The sequence below is a fragment of the Actinomyces ruminicola genome (assembly GCF_900103885.1).
GTDB lineage: Bacteria > Actinomycetota > Actinomycetes > Actinomycetales > Actinomycetaceae > Actinomyces > Actinomyces ruminicola.
On record NZ_FNIM01000005.1, the window covers coordinates 130134 to 149642 of the forward strand.

Consider the following 19509-nt stretch of genomic DNA (forward strand, 5'->3'; position numbering starts at 1 on the left):
CGGACTCACGCACGGATGAAGGCCGTCCGAATGCCTACCGTTCAGAGATCACCCGGCCTGGCGTTTGAGTGCAGGCACCTACCGCGCCATTGCGCGACCGGCGCGCGTCTTGTGCAGAAGCAGCACGATCGCCCCGGCGACCAGCCACAGACAGCCGATGACAACCCAGGTGACCGGCTCGTCAACGGGGACGCCGGTGCTAACCGCCAACAGGTTGGAGAGATGGAATCCGCCGTGGGCACCGATGGCCGCCCAGGTCGAGCCCGACACCCAGCGTGCAGCCATCGCCGCCGCCCCGAAGCCGAAGGGCATGGCCAGATAAGTCACGTGCTCGGCCCATCCCTCCTGGCCGCCCTGTGAGATCAGGTGCATGACGGTGAAGGCAACTACCGAGACGGCCGCCGCCGTCCGGGTGGAGCCGAGTGAGCGGAACAACCAACCGCGCCACACCAGTTCCTCGGGGATTCCCTGCAGAAAGAACCCCAGGGCGATCTGAATCAGGATCGCCGACCACCACGTGTCGCCCGGCATGGCGGGCTCCTCCCGAGCAATGCCGAGCGCTTCACCTACGGCACCGGCCAGGGCCATGACCATGAAGGCGGTGATGATCATGCCGACGCACCAGGCCAGCGCACGCGGGCTCGGGCGCATTGCCAGATCGGAGGGGCTCGCGTGATCCAGTCGAGTGCTCAGCAGCCGGGTGCATATAAAGGCGCAAACCGTCGCCAGGGACAATATCGCGAGCACAGCCAGGCAGACCACCAGCAGCCCCGTGCTCCCCCGCCCGAAGACCTTCCCGTCCAGCAGTGATCCGACGCCCGGTACGGCCATGACGAGCGTCGGCACCGTGGCGCTCAGCAGCATGACCGCGATGGCGATCGCCACCCGCAACACGGCGCCGCCCAGGCCCGGCCGGCTCGCTCGCACCTCCGGCTTCGCCTCTGTATTGGCTCCTGCCCCGGTGATCTCGTGTGCGCTCATACAGGCCACGCTAAGTGGCGCCGATCACCGATTCCAGAGCCAGCGACATTAACCAGGGCCGACACGCCACAGATTCAGGGACCCGTCCGGGACCTCCCCGAGGACCTTTACCGTCCTGTGCTTGTCCGGCTATGGTTCACAGGCATGGATTTGTTGACCCGGCCCCGGAAGGCCGAAGCGGGTGACAAGATCGCGGTGCTGTCGCCGTCGCTGGCCGCGCCCGCGATCGGCCCCGCAGTCCATGAACAGGCGTTGGAGCGGCTCCACGCCATAACCGGCCTGGTGCCGGTGGAGTTCCCCACGACCCGCCGTCTCGGAGCCGGCGCGCGCGAGCGCGCCGATGACCTGAACGCCGCCTTCGCCGATCCGAGCATTCGCGCGATCATCGCCACCGCGGGCGGTGACGACCAGGTGTCCATCCTGCCTTTTCTGAACTCCGAGCCCGTCCTGAAAGACCCCAAGCCGGTGCTCGGCTACTCGGACAACACCAACCTGCACCAGTGGCTGTGGGAGCACGGCGTGTGCAGCTTCCACGGCGGCGCCACCCAGGTTCACCTGGGACCCGGGCCCGAGGTCGACACCGTTCATCGCGCCTCCTTGCGTGCGGCACTGCTGACGGGTGAGACTCTGGAAGTCACCGAGCCGGGAGAGTCGGAGGACTTCGGCAAGGACTGGGCCGATCCGCAAGCGCTGAGCGAATACGGGACCCGCGAGCAGACGGCGCCTTGGCTTTGGGACGGGCCTCCCACAACAGTCAGCGGGCCCGGCTGGGGCGGATGCTTGGAGGTGCTGGTGCTCGGCCTCGCCGCAGGGCGTATCCATGCAGACGCCAGAGACCTTGATGGCTGCGTTCTGATACTGGAAACCTCCGAGTTGCTTCCCGGCCGAGAACTGGTGGCTGGCATGCTGCGCTCTCTGGGAGAACGCGGGGTACTCGCGGCCGCGGCCGCAGTAATGCTGGCCCGGCCGCCCGCAACCAGCTTCCAGGTCTCGCGTGACGCCCAGGCGCGTGCGCAATACCGGCAGGAGCAGACCCAGAGTGCGCTTGAGGTCATCCGGCACTACAACACGGCGGCACCGGTATGCGCAGGAGTCCCCTTCGGACATACTCGACCCCAGTGGATCCTCCCCCACGGAGGCACGCTCACCGTCGATGCCGCCTCCCGGCGGATTACCGCCTCATACGCCTGAAGTCCTGTCTCACGGGGCGGAGTCGGCAGGCGCGGGCAACCGAGCTGAACTCTGTACAACTCGCTTGCCGAAGCGTACATTTCAGTCATGACCACCGTAACCATGTCCCGTGCCCGCGCCGAGCTCCCCGCTCTAGTGGACAAGGCGCACGAGGACGCCGTCTTCCTGACCAAGCGGGGCCGGACCGCCGCCGTACTCATCAGTCCGGCGGCCTATGAGCGCATGCTCGAGGCGCTGGAGGACCAGGATGACATCGCCGCCTACGACGCAGCAATGGACGAGGAGGGCCCCAACATCCCCTGGGATGAGGTCAAGGCCGACCTCGGGCTCGACTGAGCAAGCAGACACCCGTGCGATACAAGATTGAGGTGCGCCCCGCGGCACAAAAAGCCCTACGACGCATCGACAAGCCGGATCAGCGTCGAATCCAGGGAGCGATCGCCTTGCTCGCCACCGACCCGCATCCCCCCGGATGCCACCCCCTCAAGGGCCGCCCCGCCTGGCGGGTACGCGTGGGCAACTACCGCATCATCTACACGATCGACGACGGCCGACTCGTCGTCGTTGTTGTCACGCCCGAACAGCGCCGCGACGTGTACCGCTGCCCGGAGCCGCCCGGACCGACGCCAGCCGGAAGGACACTCTCGCAGGCTCAGTCGACCGCCTGCTCCTGCTGCTTGCGCCAGCGGATGCCGGCGTCGATGAAGGCGTCGATGTCGCCGTCGAACACGGAGTCGGGGTTGCCGACCTCGTAATTAGTGCGCAGGTCCTTGACCATCTGGTAGGGGTTGAGCACGTAGGAGCGCATCTGGTCGCCCCAGGACGCCTTGACGTCGCCCGCCAGCTCCTTCTTCTTGGCGTCCTCCTCCTGCTGCTTGAGCAGCAGCAGGCGGGACTGGAGCACGCGCATGGCGGCCGCGCGGTTCTGAATCTGCGACTTCTCGTCCTGCATGGACACCACCAGCCCGGTGGGCAGGTGGGTGATGCGCACGGCCGAGTCGGTGGTGTTGACGCTCTGGCCGCCGGGGCCGGAGGAGCGGAACACGTCGACGCGGATGTCCGTCTCGGGAATGTCGATGTGGTCGGTGGACTCGATCAGCGGGATGACCTCGACGGCCGCGAAGGAGGTCTGGCGGCGGCCCTGGTTGTCGAAGGGGCTGATACGCACCAGCCGGTGGGTGCCACCCTCCACGCTGAGCGTGCCGTAGGCGTAGGGGGCGTGCACCTCGAAGGTGACGGACTTCAGCCCCGCCTCCTCGGCGTAGGAAGTGTTGAGGATCTTGACCGGGTAGTCGTGCCGCTCGGCCCAGCGGGTGTACATGCGCAGCAGCATCTCGGCGAAGTCGGCGGCGTCCACGCCGCCCGCGCCGGAGCGGATGGTTACCACGGCGTCGCGCTGGTCGTACTCACCGGACAGCAGGGTGCGGATCTCCAGATCGGACAAGTCCTTGCGCACGGCGGCGAGGTCGCGCTCGGCCTCGGCCAGCAGTTCTTCGGCGTCCGCCCCGGACTCCTCCCCCGCCATCTCGACCATGGTCTCAAGGTCGTCGATGCGCCCGCCCAGGGCCTGCACGCGCTTGAGGTCCGCCTGCGCGTGCGAGAGGGCGGAGGTGACGGCCTGGGCGGCGTCGGGGTCATCCCACAGGTCGGGGGCGGCGGCCTGCTCGGACAACTCGGCGATGCGCCCGCGCAGCGCCTCCGGGTCCGTCACGGCGACGACGGAGGCGTAGGTGTGTCGGAGCTGCTCGATCTCGGCGGGGAAGTCTGTGGCCACGGGCACGAGTCTAGAACAGACCCGGGGCACTCCCGGACGCACCCATGACCTTCTCGAAGCGGAACATGCCGTCCGCGTCTTCTTCCTCACCGCCGGCATCGGCCTCACTGGGGTCCGGGTGCGCGGCGCAGAAGAACTCCACGATGTGGAAGCCCAGCTTGTTGACGTAGAAGTGGATGTTGCGCTTCTCGAAGTAGGGCGTAGTGGTCTCCCAGACGAGCACCTCCGGATGTATCCGCTCGACCTCGCGCCAGGCCGCCTGACCGATGCCCCTGCTGTGGGCGCGCGGCGAGACGAACAGCAGCTCCAGCTCACCCTTGCGCCCCGATTCGTCGATGCGGAGCACCATGCCTCCGACCTTGCGGCCCTCCAGCACTATGCGCCACGCCTGGGCACGCTCACCGTCGATCGAGCGCTCGATGGTTTCGCGCGAGATGATCTGCCCGTCCTCCTCGAAGTGATCGTCGCGCATGCCGAACTCCTGGGTGGCCCCGTACAGAAAGGCCTCCTGGTTGTCAGCAATGAACTGCTCGCGGTCGTCTGCTGTGAGAGGCACCAGCGTTACCTCTGGTGCCGGCCTCGCGTTTGGCCGTTCTGTCACCGTGACGTCTCCTTCCTCGCAAAGCGCTCGCAGGCTATCGCGCCCGGGCACTCAGAGGCCCCTGACTCATCCCAGAGCCGTGCATCCCAGTCTGAGCAATCACTGCAGGGCCGCGCAACAGCGGCCGAGGCACAGCCGATCATTGGAGACAACGTTCGTTTCCCACAACTTGGGTCGCCCTGAAGGCGATTCTGTGGGAGCCTGCCTCGCGCCGCACACGCGAAACTCGGACTGAAACCCACAATCCGCATGATTCCGCGGTTCACTTCCAGCCAGCCAGGCGGAACAGAGGGCTCCCGTGTGCGCCGGACGCCTCGGCGCACACGGGAGCATCAGCACCCGTTTCTCGACTATCCGCCGATTCCGCGTCATTCCAAGAGAAAACCCATGCCACCCACATTTGTCCTGACAGCTCCGGTGTGCAAGTGCCCTCATCGGCTTCCACCAATACCTCGGTAGTCGCGCCCTCACGTCACCTGCGCCGGTCCGGGCACGTCACTTGTGCTGGGCTCAGTGAAGAGGGTGTTGCGGCACACAGACTTCATCTTCCGAGAAGAAGGATCCTTTGCCGCCCCGTTCACATGCCGGTGGTGGCACGGGCGGTGCCGGTGGCGGTGATGGTGAAGCCGGACGCGGGGATCACGCCCCAGGGCAGGAATGGAGGCTGAGAGTATGCCGTCAGTGTCACCACGGCGGTGGCACCATCCGGGCTGTAGGCCTCGGCGATCTGCAAACCGGTCAGTTCCACCGGCTGGCTCACCAGGTCGGCGGCGGCCGCGGCCTGCACGCCCGTGTCGGACAGCACGCCGGGGCCGGCGTCGGTGGCGGCGCCACCGAAGTAGGAGTCCTCGTCAACGGCGTCAGCCGCCGCGGCCGCGGCCGAGTCGGCCAGGGAGGTGAGGGTCTTCAGGTCCAGGTAGACGGCGCTGGCGGAGGCGAGCACGAGGATCAGCGCCAGGACGACGGTGATCAGCCCGACACCCAGTAGCAGGGTCTGCCCATCCTCCCCGGCGGCCGCACGCCGCATCCGGACGGACACGAGACGGCTCCGCCGGGCCGCACACCGCAGGTGCTCCACCGCGCGCTGCCACCTCTCGGCCGCATGCCGCACCCACTGGGCGCCGTGCCCCCCGGCCCGGTTCATGGCGCATCTCCAGCGAGGGTGACGGAGCGCGCGGCATCCATTACGACCACGTCCCGCCCCAGCCCGGCCGATCCCAGCAGCGGCAGATCCACCCCCGCCTGCACCCGCACCACTGCGGTCGTACAGGACGCATCGGCGCAGGAGACACTCAGCGCGGTTGCGGGATCCGCGTCCACCCCCTGGTCGGACAGGGCCAGGCCGACTGCCGCACGCGCATGGGCAACGGCGGCCTCCCCCTGCTCGACCTCGAGGACGCGGCTGGCGGCGTCAGCAGCCGAGGCCACCGCGAAGGACGCCGCCTGCACCTGGGCGAGAGCGATCAGCAGGTACACCACCGGCACCACCAGCACCACCGCCCAGCCGATGAACTCCACCGGCGCGTTGCCCGCCTCTGAGTCCCCGCCCCGCAACGCCCACTCGTGTCGGCGCCGCCGGGCGCGTAGACGCGCCCATCGTCCGCGGGCATCCGCACCGTCTCGGACCGCCGCCCCCACGCTCATGGCTCGTCCCCGTCCACACCCACCAGGGCGGCCTCGTCGACGGCGTGCCCGGTCACGTGCAGCGTCCCGCCGGGCCCCAGCAGGCCGAGCACCGGAAGCGGCGCCGTCACATCCACGCGCACGACGGCGACGCCACCGACACTGGTACGGGTGACGGTCACGGCCTCGACGTAGCCGTCGGCCAGCGAGGCGTCGGCCAGGGCGCGCACGCGGGCGTCCGCCTCGGCGGTGGTGCCGCCGACGAGCGCGGCGCGGCGGGCCCCCTCCCCGGCGGCGTCGGTGAGCACGTTGCGCACGTGCAGACCGAGGGCGAGTTGAAGCAGCGCTACCGACACGGCGATCACGAGCACGCCGACCAGCACGAAGTCAACGACGGCCGCGCCGGCTTCGTCAGCCTGGTTGCACGTGCCCAGTCTGCCGCAGACAGTACGGCGATCGTCCCCGCAGATTCTGCCGCGCCGCAGGAGGGGATTGCCGCGCCGGTCATGCTTGCGGAGGCTTCGGCAGCGAGAGCGAGCCCACCGTTCAGATGGCACCGGTGACCTTGGCGATGGCGTCGTTGAACACCTGGGTCAGCGTAGGGCCGGCGACGGCCCACAGGGCCACGACCAGGCCCGCGGTCATGAGGGTGACCAGCACCCAGCCGGGGACGTCACCGCGCTCGTCGTCCAGGCGGTGCAGCCGGGCCTGTAGGCGAACGCTCAGGCGTTTGAGGGTGTGCATGGGATTCTCCGTTTCCGAGTTGGTTTTCGTGGACGTTTGCTTGGTAGTGAGAACAGTTCTCCGGTGGCCCGTCGAGTACGGGCGCCGATCGCGGCCGGGCGGGTGTGGCGTTAGTTCATAGGCCGATCCGCAGCACGAACAGGCCCGGGAAGAGGGCGAAGACGACGGTGATGGGCAGGATCAGGAAGACGACGGGCACCATCTGGGCGATCTCGCGGCGCCCGCCCTCCTCCATGAGGGCGCGCCGGGACGCTTCGCGGGCGTCGGCGGCCTGCGCGCGCAGCACGTCGGCCAGCGGGGTGCCGCGCTCCAGGGCGACGGCGATCGCCTCCGACAAGCGGGTCACGTGCAGGGAACCGACCCGGTCCTCCAGGTGGGCCAGGGCCGTGGTCAGCACCGTGCCGGAGTTGACGTCGGCGAGGGTCAGCTCGAGTTCCTCCACGAGCTCGCCGCGTCCTATGTGCACGACCCGTTCGATGGCGGCAACCGGTCCCTGGCCGGCGCCGACCACGAGCGCGAGCAGTTCGACGACGTCGGGCAGCTGGGACTCGATACGGCTGCGGCGCCGCTCGACGGCGCGGGTGAGCCACCAGTCGCGAGCGGCCGCCCCGCCGACGGCGGCGACCAGGGAGAATACGATGAGCAGCGGCACGTTGACTCGCCACGCCAGCGACAGCGCCAGACCGCCGCCGGTGGCGATGGCGAGCCCGGCCACCGCCCACAGCAGCTGCTGGATGCGCAGCTCCTCATAGGTCAGCCCGGTCCCGGACCGGGCCAGTCGGCGCCGCACCGACTCGGCGGAGGAACCGATCGCCTCCAGCACCCCGCCCAGCCGGGTGACCGTGTCCAGCAGCACGCCACTGATGGTCTGTCCATCGGCGGTGGGTGAGGCGGAGGCCAGCAGCCGGGACGTGCTGGGGCGCGCGTGGACGTATGGCTCCAGCCGGGAGATGAGGGTGGGACGGCGGCGCCGCACCGCGTCGATCACCATGAGGATGCCGCAGGCGCCGAGCAGGCCGGTCAGGGCGCCGGTGAGGGCTGGGCTCATCGCAGCACCCGGTCTTCCTCCGGCAGGCGCCCGAGTCGCAGCATGAGCCGGTAGGCGATCAGGCTCACCGCCCCGCCTACCGCCAGGACCAGGGCGCCCGTGGCTGTGGCGTACGCGGCCGCGGCCTGGGGGCGAGTAGCGAGCAGGGCCAGCACGATCCACGGTGCGGCCACCGCGACCCGCGCCCCGTTGACGGTCCAGGACTGGCGGGCCTCCAACTCGCCGCGGGTACGCATGTCCTCCCGCAGCATCCGTGACAGGGCGCGCAGCAGCGTGGTCAGGTCACTGCCGCCGACCTCGTGAGCCAGGCGCAGAGCCTCCACGATGCGGTCGGCCACGGGGTCGGCGAATCGGGCCTTCAGCCGGTCCAGCGACTGGTCGAAGCGGGCGGTGGTGGCGTAGTCGACGCCGAAGGCGCGCAGCTCCTCGCGGATCGCCTCGGGCCCGCGCTCGCCGAGGTTGGTCAATGCCTCGGGCAGGCTCATGCCCGCGCGTACGCCCGATACGAGCGTGTCGACCGCCTCCGGCCACACCTCGCGCAGGTTGGTGCGACGCGCGCGTGCCCGGGAGGAGACGACCATCAGGGGCGCGCCCGCGGCGATGGTGCCGAAGGCGGCCGCGATCGTCCAGGCGCGGGAGATGCCGAGGAAGACCAGGGTTACGACGGCGCCGAGGACGAGGCTGCCGACGACGAACAGGGCAGGGCTGGTGCGTCCGACGCCGGCCTGCACCAGCAGGTCGGCCAGGTGCCGCTGCCGTTCAGAGCGCCACTGGGGCGGTTCGCTGGTCAGGGCGAGCCAGATCAGGATCATGCCGACACCGCCCAGCAGCCCGGCCACTGCGCCCATCAGGACCACTCCCCCGGCCCGGCGGCGGGTGCGGGGTGCACACTCGGGCGGGTGTGCGGGTGCTGCGCGTCATTGGTCAGCAGGGAGGCCAGGTCGTGGCCGGCACGGGCGTAGCGCTCCTGGGCGGGAGGAGCCCCGGGCCCGCGCACCAGCCTGCCCGCGGCGTCCCTCGTGAAGACGTCGGACATCTCGATGGTGCCGTTCTCCACCCGCCCGGACAGGGCGGCGATCTCCCGCACCTGGCGGTGCCCATCGGGGCCGAGGTCCAGGTGGACCACCAGGTCGACGGCGCTGGCAACCGTCGGGACGACGAAGGCGGCACTGACGTTCTCACCCGCCAGCAGCGGCAGCGTGCAGATCTTGACCACCGCCTCCCGGGCGGAGTTCGCATGCAATGTGGACATTGAGGGAAGTCCGGAGTTCATGGCGATCAGCAGGTCCAGGGCCTCGGCCTCCCGCACCTCGCCGATCAGCATCCGGTCCGGGCGCATGCGCAGCGCCTCCTTGACCAGGCGCCGCAGGCTGATCTCCCCCACCCCCTCCAGGTTGGGGGCGCGGGTCTGCATGGCCACGCAGTCCCGGTTGCGCAGCGCGAGTTCGAAGACCTCCTCGCAGGTGATCACGCGCTGCCCGGCGGGGATGGCGCCGGCCAGGGCCCGCACCATGGTGGTCTTGCCGGCCTGGGTGGCACCGGAGACCAGGATGTTCAGTCCCGCCTGCACGGAGGCGTCCAGGAAGGCGGCAGCATGCGGCGTCAGCGAGCCCATGCGCACCAGGTCGCTGGTGCGCGCAGCCCGAGAGGTGTGCTTGCGAATGTTGACCGCCCAGTGCTGGGAGGTGATGGGCGGGATCACCACGTGCAGCCGTTCGCCGCCGGGCAATTGGGCGTCTACAAAAGGGCTGGCCAGGTCCAGGCGGCGCCCGGAGGCGCGCAGCATCCGCTCCACCAGGACGCGCAGCTCCTCATCCTCGAGCAGGGTGGTGGTCAGTTCGGGGCGGCCCGAGCGGGCGACGAATACCCGTCCCGGAGCGTTGCACCACACCTCCTCCACCGTGTCGTCGTCCAGGTAGCGCTGCAGCGGCCCCAGGCCGGCCAGGGCGTCAACGGCTCGCGCCCCGGCGTCGTCGGGATCGAGCAGGGGCGGGACGAGGCCGGCATCGGCGCGGGCGACGTAGTCGGCGCTGGCCTCGGCGACGAGCGCCTCGAGCTCGGAGGTGTCCGTCAGCGGGTCGACGCCGCGGCGGCGGACGAGTTCGCGGATCTCGGAGTGCAGCAGGGCTGCGGCATCCATGGTGGCCTCACGGGGTTGGCTGGGTATCGAGCAGTAGTTGAGGATCTGGATTGCGGGTGCTGTGTGTGGCGCTGGCTCAGCACTGAGGAACGCCACGCGTTGACCATAGGTCACGACTGGGCATCGGCGCCAGTCCGTCTCGGAGGCCTGTGGAAAACCTCGCCCAGGCCCGGAGGTAAGCCGCATCACTGCAAGCGTCCTGTGAGTCTGCTGGCAGGCATGCGATGCCCGGGGCGCGGCGCCGCCCCGTCCGGCGGCTTCCTCGCTTACGGTGGAGTCATGTCGCAGCCGCCCACCGAGCCCTCCGGGCCCACCAGCATCTCAGAGTCGAGCAAGACCGCGGCGTCGGTGCGCTCGACCTCGGCCACATCCTCAGCCCCCGCACGTGAGCGCTCCCCCCTCGCCCTGGCCGCCCTGGCCGCGGTGGCCGTGCCCGGGCTTAACCCGGCGCGCCTGGCCCTCCCCCAGGAGCGGACCGCCACCCTGCGCACGGTCGGCGTCGTCGACACTCAGGGGCGTCACTGGGAAGTGCTGGAGACCCACGACGACGCCACCGGCGCCACCCTGGAGGCGGAGGCGGAGGTGCTGCGGCGCATCGGCCGGATAGTCGACGACGGCCGACTCTCCTTCAACGTGCCCCGCCCCGCCGGCACGCTCCGCCAGGAGGGCAGCCACATTCAGGTGCGCTCCCATCTGGAGGGGCGGCCCATCGACGTCGAGGCGCTGCGCCCGGGGCCGGGACTGTCTGCGGGTCTGGGCAAGGCCTTGGGCGAGCTGCACGACCTGCCCACCACGGTGGTCTCCGAGGCGGGCCTGCCGGTCTACGACGCCGAGGATGTACGCACCCACTGGCTGAGTCTGCTCGACGATGCCGCCGCTACGGGCAAGGTGCCGCCGACGCTGCTGTCCCGCTGGGAGGTGGCGCTGGAGGACTCGGCGCTGTGGCGGTTCCGTCCGGTGGTGGTGCACGGCGACCTGGCGCCGGAGAACGTGTTGACTGCGGGCGGCGCGGTGGTGGCCATTCGCGGCCTGGGGCAGGCGCATGTGGGCGACCCGGCCGAGGACATGGCGTGGGTGTACGCCTCCGTGCCCGTGGACTGCCTGGACTCGATCGAGTCCGCCTACGACCTGGCCCGCACCGAGGGCGTGGACCGGCACCTGCGGGACCGGGCGGAGCTGGTCAGCGAACTGAGCCTGGCCCGTTGGCTGATGCACGGGGTGCGCTCCGGCAGCGACTCGATCATTGACGATGCGGTGGCGATGCTGGCGGACCTGGCCGACCAGGTCGGGGACGAGCCGCTGGTGGAGCCGAGCGGGCCCCGCCTGGCCCCGGTGCCCGGGGACAAGGAGCCGGCCGAGCCGGAGGCGACCACCAGCGAGGTCAAAATGGTGCTGGTCGACGAGGGCGCTGACGACGCCGACGGCGGCCATGCGAGCGCTGAAACGGACGATGCCGGCAGGGAGGACTAGCCACCTCCCACCGAGGCGGGCTTGAGCGGGGACCGGCCGCCAGCGGGGCCGGGCGGGCCACCGTTCACTGATCGCGCGGCTCCAGGGACTGTCGAATCTCCTCCAGGGTTTCAAGCGACTCGGCGTCCAGCTCATCGACATACCCGCCTGGCTCATCCACGTACAGGTAGGCGGCCCGGATCTGGTCTGTGGGGACCTGCTCTTTCGCGGACCAGGCGTGTACGTACACGCTGAGCTGGTCCACCGGCACGCGCCGGTGGCCGGTCTTCCAGTCGACCACCAGGTAGTTGCCGGTGTCCGGCTGCTTGAAGACGGCGTCGATGCGGCAGCGCAGGGTGGTGTCGCCAACGGTGAGTTCAAGGGATTCCTCGGTGCTCACCAGCTGGTAGTCCTCCAGCAGCGGGTGGTTGGCGGCGACGTCGAGCCAGCGCTCCACCCGCCTGCGGTCGGAGCCGGTGAGCGTATCCGGGACGCCGGCGGTCTGCAGGCTGAACAGGGGGCTTTGGCTGCTCAGGCGCTGGGCGATGGCCTCGTGGAAGACGGTGCCCAGGCGCCCGGCAGACTGCGGCTGGGAGGGCAGCGGGCGGCGCAGGTCAAGCGCGAACTGATCCCTGTCATCACGCAGCGCGGCCAGCCGGGTGGCAGCCAAGTGGGCGGGCTGGCGGACCGTGGGCGTTTCGGCCGCGGCGGCGTCGCGCTCGGCCAGCAGCAGGCGAGCCTCCTCCCACCAGTGGGACACGCACTCGTCGGAACTGGCACCATCCCGCATGCCATCCGCACCTAGGCCGGTCTCGCCCGTGCCTCCCCCGGCGGCGGGAGCAGCCATGGCGCGGCTGACGGCCTCGGCAGCGGCGATGCGCGCGGCCCGCTCCGAGCCCGGAGCCGCGCTGTGCGTCACCGGCCAGGGGGCCTTCGCCACGGCGTTACTCAGCGGATTGACCGCGTCCGGGTTTCTTTCGGTGAATCCGGGACCGAACTCATCGACCAGGTCGCGGCGTCGCAACTCCGCCAGGAAGCGCGACATGGGATTCGGCTTCCTGGCGGTCTTCGCCAGGTGCGATCCGGTCAGCAGCACGTCATGCCGGGCCCGGGTGATGGCCACGTAGGCCAAGCGGCGTTCCTCGGCGATCGTGTGGCGGCCCAACGCGTATGCGTATTCATTCAGATACTCGGCCACCGCTTGCTTCTCATCCTCGGTGAGCTCCATGCCCACATCGGCCGGCACGTCGAGCTCGCCGAGTCTGAACGGTGGCAACTGGTCCGCGTCCGTACGCAACGGGTGCGGGAATTGATCCTGATAGCCCATCCAAGACTTGTCAACCAACGTACCATCTGCGGACGGGGCGACCCCATATTTAGGAAACGACTTCTCAGACAGTCCGATAACAGCGACGCAGTCCCATTCCAGGCCTTTGGCGGCGTGAACGGTCATGAGTTGGACGGCGCCGGGCGTGGGCGCGACTTCAGGTACATCCAGCCCGTCCTCCTTCTGTTCGAACAGCTCGAGCAATTCCAGGAATCCCGAGACAGTGGGGGTTTCGACGTCGGCCGCGTACTGCTCGGCGGCGGCCCGGAAAGCGTCCAAAGCGCGCCTTCCCATGCGGTTACCGACGCGGGCTGCCAGTTCAATGTCCAGCCCCAGGGCCTGCTCGGCCACGGCCACCAGGTCCGGCAAAGGCAGAGTGAGCGCACCGCGCACGCGCCGCAGGGCGCGTGCGATCCGCAACGCTGCCTGCCGTCCCGCCTCGCTGAGTCCGGCATTCTCCGCGCTCCCCCCGGCGCTACGCTCTCCGGCGAGCCGCCGAGCGCCAGGGGCGCGGGTGGCGTCGTCGCGGCGGGCAATCTCCTCGAGCGCCTCGGACAGGGCCGCCTCCTCGAGCTGCTCCGCAGGGCCGCCGCCGTTCCCAGATTCAACGCCCTCGGCACGTGCGTCCCCGATCTGTGCCACGCCGTCGCCATCTGGCCGCGTATCCGCACCGGCGCCGTCAGCCCGGTCGCGCTGGCGCGCGAGCTCGCGAGCGAAGCGCTGCAGGGCCCGCAGATCAGCCGCACCGATGTCGGCTCCTGTGAGCAGGCGCATGAGGCGGTCGCCACGCTCGGGGTCGGCAGCCACAGCCAGCAGGGCCCGCACATCCGCCACCTCGGGGATGGACAGCATCCCGCCCAGCCCCACCACCTCGTAGGGCACCCCTCGGGCATGTAAAACCTTCGCCACTACATCGAGCTGGTCATGGGTCCGACCGAGAATAGCTAGCTCGGCCTCGGAGCTCCACCGCTCCCGCATGAATTCCGCAACGGTCTCGCCCTCCTGCAACGGGTCGGCGAGGAAGGCGCCGAGGACCCTCCCGGCACCTAGACCGGCCTCGATCGAGCGCTCCTGCAATTCGTCGACCCGCACGTGGCTGACTTCTGCGTCGCCAGGCTGATACTCGTGGCTGCGCAGCGGCTTGGAGATGACGTTGGCGGCGGCGAGCACCGCAGAGTCATTGCGCCAGGCGACAGACAGCGGCAGCACCGGCGTGTGGACGTCCGGATCCTCACCTTGGCTGACGGCCTGGGTGCCGGAGGGGTTGAAGCGTTCGTGGAAGGTGTCCAGCGCGCCGGCGCTGGCTCCGCGCCAGCCGTAGATGGCCTGGTTGGGGTCGCCGACAGCGGTGACTCCCCGGTCGGCAAACAGGGCCGACAACAACCGCACCTGGGCGACGGAAGTGTCCTGGAACTCGTCCAGCAGCACCGCCGGGTACTGCGCCCGCATGGTCACCACGGCCTCGGGAACCTCTTCGGCGATACGGCAGGCCAGTGCCAGCCGGTCGCCGAAGTCAACCAGCCCGTGCCGACGCTTGTAGTCGCGGAACTCCTGCACCGTCTCAAGCACTTCCAGCCAGTTCCTCATGCGCTCCGGCGCCCTGGCAAGGACATCCTTGGCGGGCTTGGCACCACCTACACCACCTGCACGGACCAGACCGGCGAAAAGTTCGTGCAGCTCGGTCAGCTGCTCACTGGCATCCTCGATACTGAGCAGGTTCATGGACAACGCGTTGTCTGCGTCCAGCACAATCTTGGTGGCAGTCGAAAGGCTGTCGATGGGCAGCGGGTCGGTGCGCCGCTCGAGAATGTCGGTGGCGATCTGCCACTTCCGGGCCTCGGTGATAAGGGTAGCGTCCGGGTCGGCGCCGACGTACAGGCCGTAGTCACGCACGAGCGAGCCGGCGAAGGAATCGTAGGTGGCCACGGTCGGCTCGGGTGCGTCATCGACATCGGCGATGACGCCGCTGGCGGCCAGCTGGGCGAGGCGGAGGGAGACGCGCTCGGCCAGCTCGGCGGTGGCCTTGCGGGTGAAGGTCAGCCCCAGGACCTGGTCGGGGCGGACGGCGCCGGTAGCGACCAGGTGCACGACGCGCTGGCTCATGGTGGCGGTCTTGCCGCTGCCGGCGCCGGCAACCACGAGCAGCGGCCGCAGCGGATAGCCGATGACTTCCGACTGCTCCGCAGTGGGGCGCGGCAGGCCGAGCTTCTCGGCGAGGGCCTCGGGGGTGAGGTCGGCGGCGCTCATGCCACGGTCCTCCTTCCTTCGGGGTTGACGGGGCAGCTGGCCTTGACGGAGCAGGTGTTGCAGTACTCGCCGCTGCGAGCGAGGAGGGTGGGCCCGGAGACGTCCAGGGCCGCCCGGGCGAGAAGCTCCACGTCCCACTCCTTTCCGGTTTCCGGATCGAGGCTGGGGGCCAGGGCCAATCCATCGGGCGTCAGGTACACCCCCCGATCCTTGGTCTTACGCGGCTCTATCCCAAGCATGGCTAGCCCAGTGCCATCAACCTCGTAGCCGAGCGCAGCCAGCGCCATACGGTAGGTGGCTAGCTGCGCGTTGAGCTTCGCATCCGTCGGTGACGGCTTTGTTTTGCCGGTCTTGAAGTCGATGACGCGCACGCGCTGCCCCTGCCCGGCGGGGAGCGTCCCGTTAGCGGACGGGTCGGGCGGAGCGCCGTCGAGGAACTCCAGGCGGTCGATGCGCCCGCGTATGCGCACCGGTATCCGCTCGCCCGCGTTCGCGGGTGCTCCGCCGCCGGCCGCGGCCCCGGCGTCGGCGCGCGCCACGGGCTCGCCATCCCCAGCGGCGGTGCCTTCCTCTTCACCGTCCTCGGGCACGGGCAGATCCAGGTGAACGTCGACCGTCTGCTCCACCAGGGCCGGAGCGGTCACCGAGCCGAGGTAGGCGTCAAGCCGCTCGACCATGTCGCGCACGCGCTGCCGCGCGAGGTCGCCGAGCCAGGTGTCCGGGTAGCCCAGCTCCGGGAGGGCCTCCTCCAGGGCCTGGCGCAGCGCCTCGCCGCGCAGCCACTCCCGCTCGGCGCGCTCGGCCAGGCCGTGCACGAGCATGCCGACCCTCTGGGCATCGCTGGTGCCGGTGCCGCCGCCATTGCGCTGCAGGAACCACTTAAGCGGACACTTAGTGATGGCCTCGACGTCGGAGGGGCTGATGCGGATCTCCTGACCGGCGCCGACCAGGGGTGCGCTGGATGTTGGCTGCCCCAGGCCCGCCCAGTTGGCGGGATCGGCGGCGCTCACGCCTTCGCGGGCGAGCGCGGCCAGCACTTGCTCAGCCTGTTGGCCGCGTGCCCGGGCAGCGGCGTCGGCCCCCTCCAGGCGGCCGGCGACGGCGGCGGCGCGCAACTCGCCCACGAGCCCGGGCAGGGTCAGGTCCGCAATGTCGGGGGCGCATTCAAGCTCGCCGTCGTCGTTGAAGAGCTGCTGCCCGGCCGCCGCGGCGACCTCGATCAGGAACGGCGAGGGCGCACAGTCGGTGTCCAGTGCCGCAGTTACTACCAGGCGACGGCGGGCGCGGGAGATGGCGGACAGGAACATGCGACGTTCGTCGCCGCGCACCTGGCTGCGGGCCTCCGCCGGATCCTGGATGGCCTCCCGCCTGCCGTCGGCCGCGAGCGGGAGACGGTCGGTGACGGCGTCTACGAGCAGGCCGGAGCGGGTCAGTCCGTCGCGCAGCCGCAGGTCGGGCCACACATCTCGCTCCACCCCGGCGACGACGACCACCTCCCACTGGGTTCCGGCCGCCGCGGCGGGGGTCAGGACGGCGACGCCGGGCGGGCGGATGCCCTGCGGGGCGACGGTGTCCGAGGGCAGAACCTCCGCGGCCAGCTCGTTCAGGAAGACGTCAGCCCCCGCGCCGGGGTGGCGCTCGGCCCAGACCTCGGCGCGCTTGAACAGAACGGTGACCACGTCCAGGTCGTGCTCGGCAGCCTGGGCCATGAGCGCGGTGGTGCGGGAGGTGTGCGGGGCCAACGCCGCCGTGCGCCAGGCATCAGCGCAGTCCGAGGCCTGCCAGGCCGCCCACATCAGCGCCTCCACATCAACGCGGCGGTCTTCTTCCCGGGCGGCCGCGACCACGCTCCGCAGGGCGGCGACCACTCCGGCGGCGCGCTCCAGCCGCGCTGCCTGCTCGGCCAGAGGCTCGTCTGCGAGTTCCTGGGTCAGGGCCGCGGCCGCCTGGGGGGTGGCCAGCACGCCGAGCAGGTTCTCGTCCCGTCCGGCCTCGGCGGGGCGGTCGTGGCGCAGCCGACGGCGCAGGCGCCGCAGGTCCAGGTTGGTCAGCCCGATCAGGGGGCTGGTGAGCAGTTCGAAAGCAGTGGACCATTCTGGTGGGGTGTCGGCGTCGCCAAGGGTGCCGCCCAGGGCGGCGCGGCAGGCGTCAATGATGGCGGCCGCGGCGGGCTCGGCGCGCAGCAGCACGGCGGGCGTGGCGGAGGCGAGGGGCACGCCGTGGTGGCGCAGTTCGCGGCTGACCGCGCGCGCGGTGGCGGCGGAGCGCACGATCACGGCCATCTGGTCCCAGCCGGTGTTGTGGTGGACGTGCTCGGCACGCAGGATGCGGGCAATCTGGGCGGTCTGCTGCAGCGGGCCGGAGGCGAGGAGGGTCTGGACGCCACTGGGCGCGGCCGCGACTGTGCCGTGGACCAAGGCGGCAGTAGCGCAGTTCGCGTACTCGGGGTGGCGGTGCGTGGCGGTACCGGTGATGGGGATGCGGTCGGCCTGCACCGCCCACAGCCGGGCCAGTTCGGGCGTGCCGCGGTGGACGGTGCCCAGCGTCAGCCGCTCGGCTGCTAGCCCGGAGCGGTCCTCGGCGGCGTTGAGCAGACTCGGGTTGCCGCCGCGGAAGACCTCGACTGCGACGTCGGGATCTCCCAGGGCGACGATCTGGGCACGGTGTCCATCTGTGTCGGGCCCGGAGAGCGCGACCAGCAGGCGGGCGGTGGCGGCGGTGCAGTCCTGATAGTCGTCGACGATGACGACGTCTGGAACGGGGCGGGGCACGAGCACGCCGTCGGCATCCCAGGTCTGTAAGGCCTCGCGGGCGCGGTCCTGCAGGCGGGCCGTATCCATCTTGCGGATGGCGGAGCGGTTGGCGGCGCTGGGGCGGCCCTGCGCGTCCCAAAGGCGCAGCAGCTCGGCGGCACGCTGCCAGATCGGGACGTCGAGCTCGGCACCGAGGCCGGCGAGCCGGTCCGCGGTCACGCCGAGTTCACCTGCGCGGGCCAGCAGGTTCCGCAACTCCGTGCGGAAGGCGCGGGACTCAACGGCTTCTGCGGGCAGGTTCCCCCAGGTGGTGCCTCGCAGCAGCTCGGCCAGGGCGGCATCCTCCTCCGCACCAGCCAGTAGGACTGGGGCGGGCAACGGGTCGGAGCGCTGGGTGAGCGAGGTCTTGAGGATCGTCAGGGCGAGGCCGGCGGGGGTGCGCACCCGGACCGTGCCCGACGGGGCACCTGAGGCCTCAAGCAGATGGGAGGCGCGCTCGCGCAGGCGGTCCGCGCGGGCGCGTGTGGGGGCGAGCAGGACGGCATCCTTGCGGCGGGTGCCTACCGCCTCGACCAGCAGACGCAGGGCGGTGGTGGTCTTGCCGGTGCCGGGGGCGCCGAGGACGACGAGGTTCACGCCGTCCGCGGCGCGGGCGAGGACCTGGACTGCGGAGGCATCCGGCTCGGGCAGCGGGGCCTGCACGCGCGGAGGCAGGAGGTGGGGCGCACCGGTTGGGCTGGTCATGTACCCATCTCACCACGGGGGTCCGACATGAATTGAACGCTCTTAACGTCACCTGGGTATCGGACTAGTGCGGGCAACGGCGTCGTGGGTGTCCGCGCGGCGCGAAACGGCCCGGATTGTGGCGGCTCCAGCAGCCTGCTGCGGACGCGGCACCCATAGGATCGGGATGGATACCCCGCCGTGGGCTGTCATCCCGGAAGTGGTTGCAGCAGCCCGGATCCTGAATGAAGGAGCACCCATGCAGGTCACCATCGGAATCAAGCACTCCACGCGTGAGCTCTCGCTGGAGACCTCTGCCTCCCAGGAGGAGGTCCTCGCAGCCGTGGCGGACGCCGCCACCTCCTCGGTCACCCTGACGGACGACAAGGGACGCAAGGTGTTCATCCCGGCGGGCTCGCTCGCCTACATCGAGATCGGCGAGGCCTCCCCCCGCCGCGTCGGCTTCGGCATCTGAACCGAGGCCGAGCCTCCCTCTCCTCGTGCCTTTGCTCCCTGGTCCTCTCGCTGAGATCGGTTGAAGTTACGTGCCCAGATCGGTTGAAGTTACGTGCCCAGATCGGTTGATATGGCACGGGTGGCCGGGGACGGGCTGAGAAGGCCTGCCGGCGGGCCAAAGTGGGCGCCGCGGACGAACCCGCCACCCCACGCCGTGGCGGGTTTTCCACAGGGCACATCACCGGAGTGGCGCCGAGCGCACGGGTCTCGGTACGGTTGCGGACATCGGCACCAAACCGATGCGCCAGTCAGCTCCCGCCCGGACCCTCAACGAGGAGGCCTCTCCGTGCCCACCACACCCGCACCAGTCCCACCACCGCGCACGCACCGCACCCGTCCCACCCCACCCACCACGCACGGGCAGCACCCCCACAACAACCGGCAGCCGGAGG

The 19509-nt window shown here is 70.3% G+C and carries 17 protein-coding genes; 5 read left to right on the forward strand and 12 right to left on the reverse strand.

Annotation, left to right across the window (positions count from 1 at the left end; translation table 11 throughout):
• Window positions 1-78: 78 nt before the first annotated feature.
• Window positions 79-981, reverse strand: a complete 903-nt coding sequence (locus BLR49_RS06270) for a CPBP family intramembrane glutamic endopeptidase (protein WP_092535107.1) — start codon at window positions 979-981, stop codon at window positions 79-81.
• Between the two features lie 144 nt (window positions 982-1125).
• Here BLR49_RS06270 and BLR49_RS06275 point away from each other — a divergent pair, with 144 nt between their 5' ends.
• From BLR49_RS06275 to BLR49_RS06285, 3 genes are all read left to right on the forward strand, one after another.
• On the forward strand, window positions 1126-2172 hold the full coding sequence (locus tag BLR49_RS06275) for an LD-carboxypeptidase (protein ID WP_092535110.1): 1047 nt from the start codon (window positions 1126-1128) through the stop codon (window positions 2170-2172).
• Window positions 2173-2259: 87 nt separating this feature from the next.
• Window positions 2260-2508 (forward strand): type II toxin-antitoxin system Phd/YefM family antitoxin, encoded by a 249-nt coding sequence (locus tag BLR49_RS06280; RefSeq protein ID WP_176765796.1) that lies wholly within the window; start codon window positions 2260-2262, stop codon window positions 2506-2508.
• Window positions 2509-2540: 32 nt separating this feature from the next.
• Entirely contained in the window at window positions 2541-2927 is a 387-nt protein-coding gene (locus BLR49_RS06285) for a type II toxin-antitoxin system RelE family toxin (protein ID WP_245690513.1), read from the forward strand.
• Here the strand turns inward: BLR49_RS06285 and prfB are convergent.
• From prfB to BLR49_RS06330, 9 genes are all read right to left on the reverse strand, one after another.
• Complete coding sequence (gene prfB, locus BLR49_RS06290) at window positions 2825-3946, reverse strand: peptide chain release factor 2 (RefSeq protein WP_092535119.1); 1122 nt, start codon at window positions 3944-3946, stop codon at window positions 2825-2827. The genes BLR49_RS06285 and prfB overlap by 103 nt on opposite strands.
• Before the next feature lie 10 nt (window positions 3947-3956).
• Window positions 3957-4502 carry a GNAT family N-acetyltransferase gene (locus BLR49_RS06295; protein ID WP_218121318.1) on the reverse strand — a complete coding sequence of 182 codons (546 nt, stop codon included), beginning with the start codon at window positions 4500-4502 and terminating at the stop codon, window positions 3957-3959.
• 622 nt (window positions 4503-5124) lie between these two features.
• Complete coding sequence (locus tag BLR49_RS06300) at window positions 5125-5574, reverse strand: glycosyltransferase (protein WP_092535175.1); 450 nt, start codon at window positions 5572-5574, stop codon at window positions 5125-5127.
• A gap of 113 nt (window positions 5575-5687) precedes the next feature.
• Entirely contained in the window at window positions 5688-6191 is a 504-nt protein-coding gene (locus tag BLR49_RS06305) for a peptidase T4 (protein ID WP_245690505.1), read from the reverse strand.
• On the reverse strand, window positions 6188-6655 hold the full coding sequence (locus BLR49_RS06310) for a TadE/TadG family type IV pilus assembly protein (RefSeq protein WP_425425759.1): 468 nt from the start codon (window positions 6653-6655) through the stop codon (window positions 6188-6190). Before BLR49_RS06310 ends, BLR49_RS06305 begins: the two co-directional genes overlap by 4 nt.
• 61 nt (window positions 6656-6716) lie before the next feature.
• Window positions 6717-6914, reverse strand: coding sequence for a hypothetical protein (locus BLR49_RS06315; RefSeq protein WP_092535128.1), 198 nt, complete (start codon window positions 6912-6914; stop codon window positions 6717-6719).
• Between the two features lie 115 nt (window positions 6915-7029).
• Window positions 7030-7962 carry a type II secretion system F family protein gene (locus BLR49_RS06320; protein WP_092535131.1) on the reverse strand — a complete coding sequence of 311 codons (933 nt, stop codon included), beginning with the start codon at window positions 7960-7962 and terminating at the stop codon, window positions 7030-7032.
• Window positions 7959-8810, reverse strand: a complete 852-nt coding sequence (locus BLR49_RS06325; protein WP_092535134.1) for a type II secretion system F family protein — start codon at window positions 8808-8810, stop codon at window positions 7959-7961. Before BLR49_RS06325 ends, BLR49_RS06320 begins: the two co-directional genes overlap by 4 nt.
• Window positions 8810-10102 (reverse strand): TadA family conjugal transfer-associated ATPase, encoded by a 1293-nt coding sequence (locus BLR49_RS06330; RefSeq protein ID WP_092535137.1) that lies wholly within the window; start codon window positions 10100-10102, stop codon window positions 8810-8812. Before BLR49_RS06330 ends, BLR49_RS06325 begins: the two co-directional genes overlap by 1 nt.
• Before the next feature lie 279 nt (window positions 10103-10381).
• Between BLR49_RS06330 and BLR49_RS06335 the strand changes: the two genes are divergently transcribed.
• Window positions 10382-11572 (forward strand): phosphotransferase, encoded by a 1191-nt coding sequence (locus BLR49_RS06335; protein WP_092535140.1) that lies wholly within the window; start codon window positions 10382-10384, stop codon window positions 11570-11572.
• A 64-nt stretch (window positions 11573-11636) separates the two neighbouring features.
• Here BLR49_RS06335 and BLR49_RS06340 read toward each other — a convergent pair whose 3' ends face one another.
• Together BLR49_RS06340 and BLR49_RS06345 are read right to left on the reverse strand one after the other, a co-directional pair.
• Window positions 11637-15125, reverse strand: a complete 3489-nt coding sequence (locus BLR49_RS06340; RefSeq protein WP_092535143.1) for an ATP-dependent helicase — start codon at window positions 15123-15125, stop codon at window positions 11637-11639.
• On the reverse strand, window positions 15122-18622 hold the full coding sequence (locus BLR49_RS06345) for a UrvD/REP family ATP-dependent DNA helicase (RefSeq protein ID WP_092535146.1): 3501 nt from the start codon (window positions 18620-18622) through the stop codon (window positions 15122-15124). Before BLR49_RS06345 ends, BLR49_RS06340 begins: the two co-directional genes overlap by 4 nt.
• A gap of 238 nt (window positions 18623-18860) precedes the next feature.
• On the opposite strand from BLR49_RS06345, the gene BLR49_RS06350 reads away from it, so the two are divergent.
• Window positions 18861-19076 (forward strand): DUF3107 domain-containing protein, encoded by a 216-nt coding sequence (locus BLR49_RS06350; RefSeq protein ID WP_092535149.1) that lies wholly within the window; start codon window positions 18861-18863, stop codon window positions 19074-19076.
• Window positions 19077-19509: the final 433 nt, after the last annotated feature.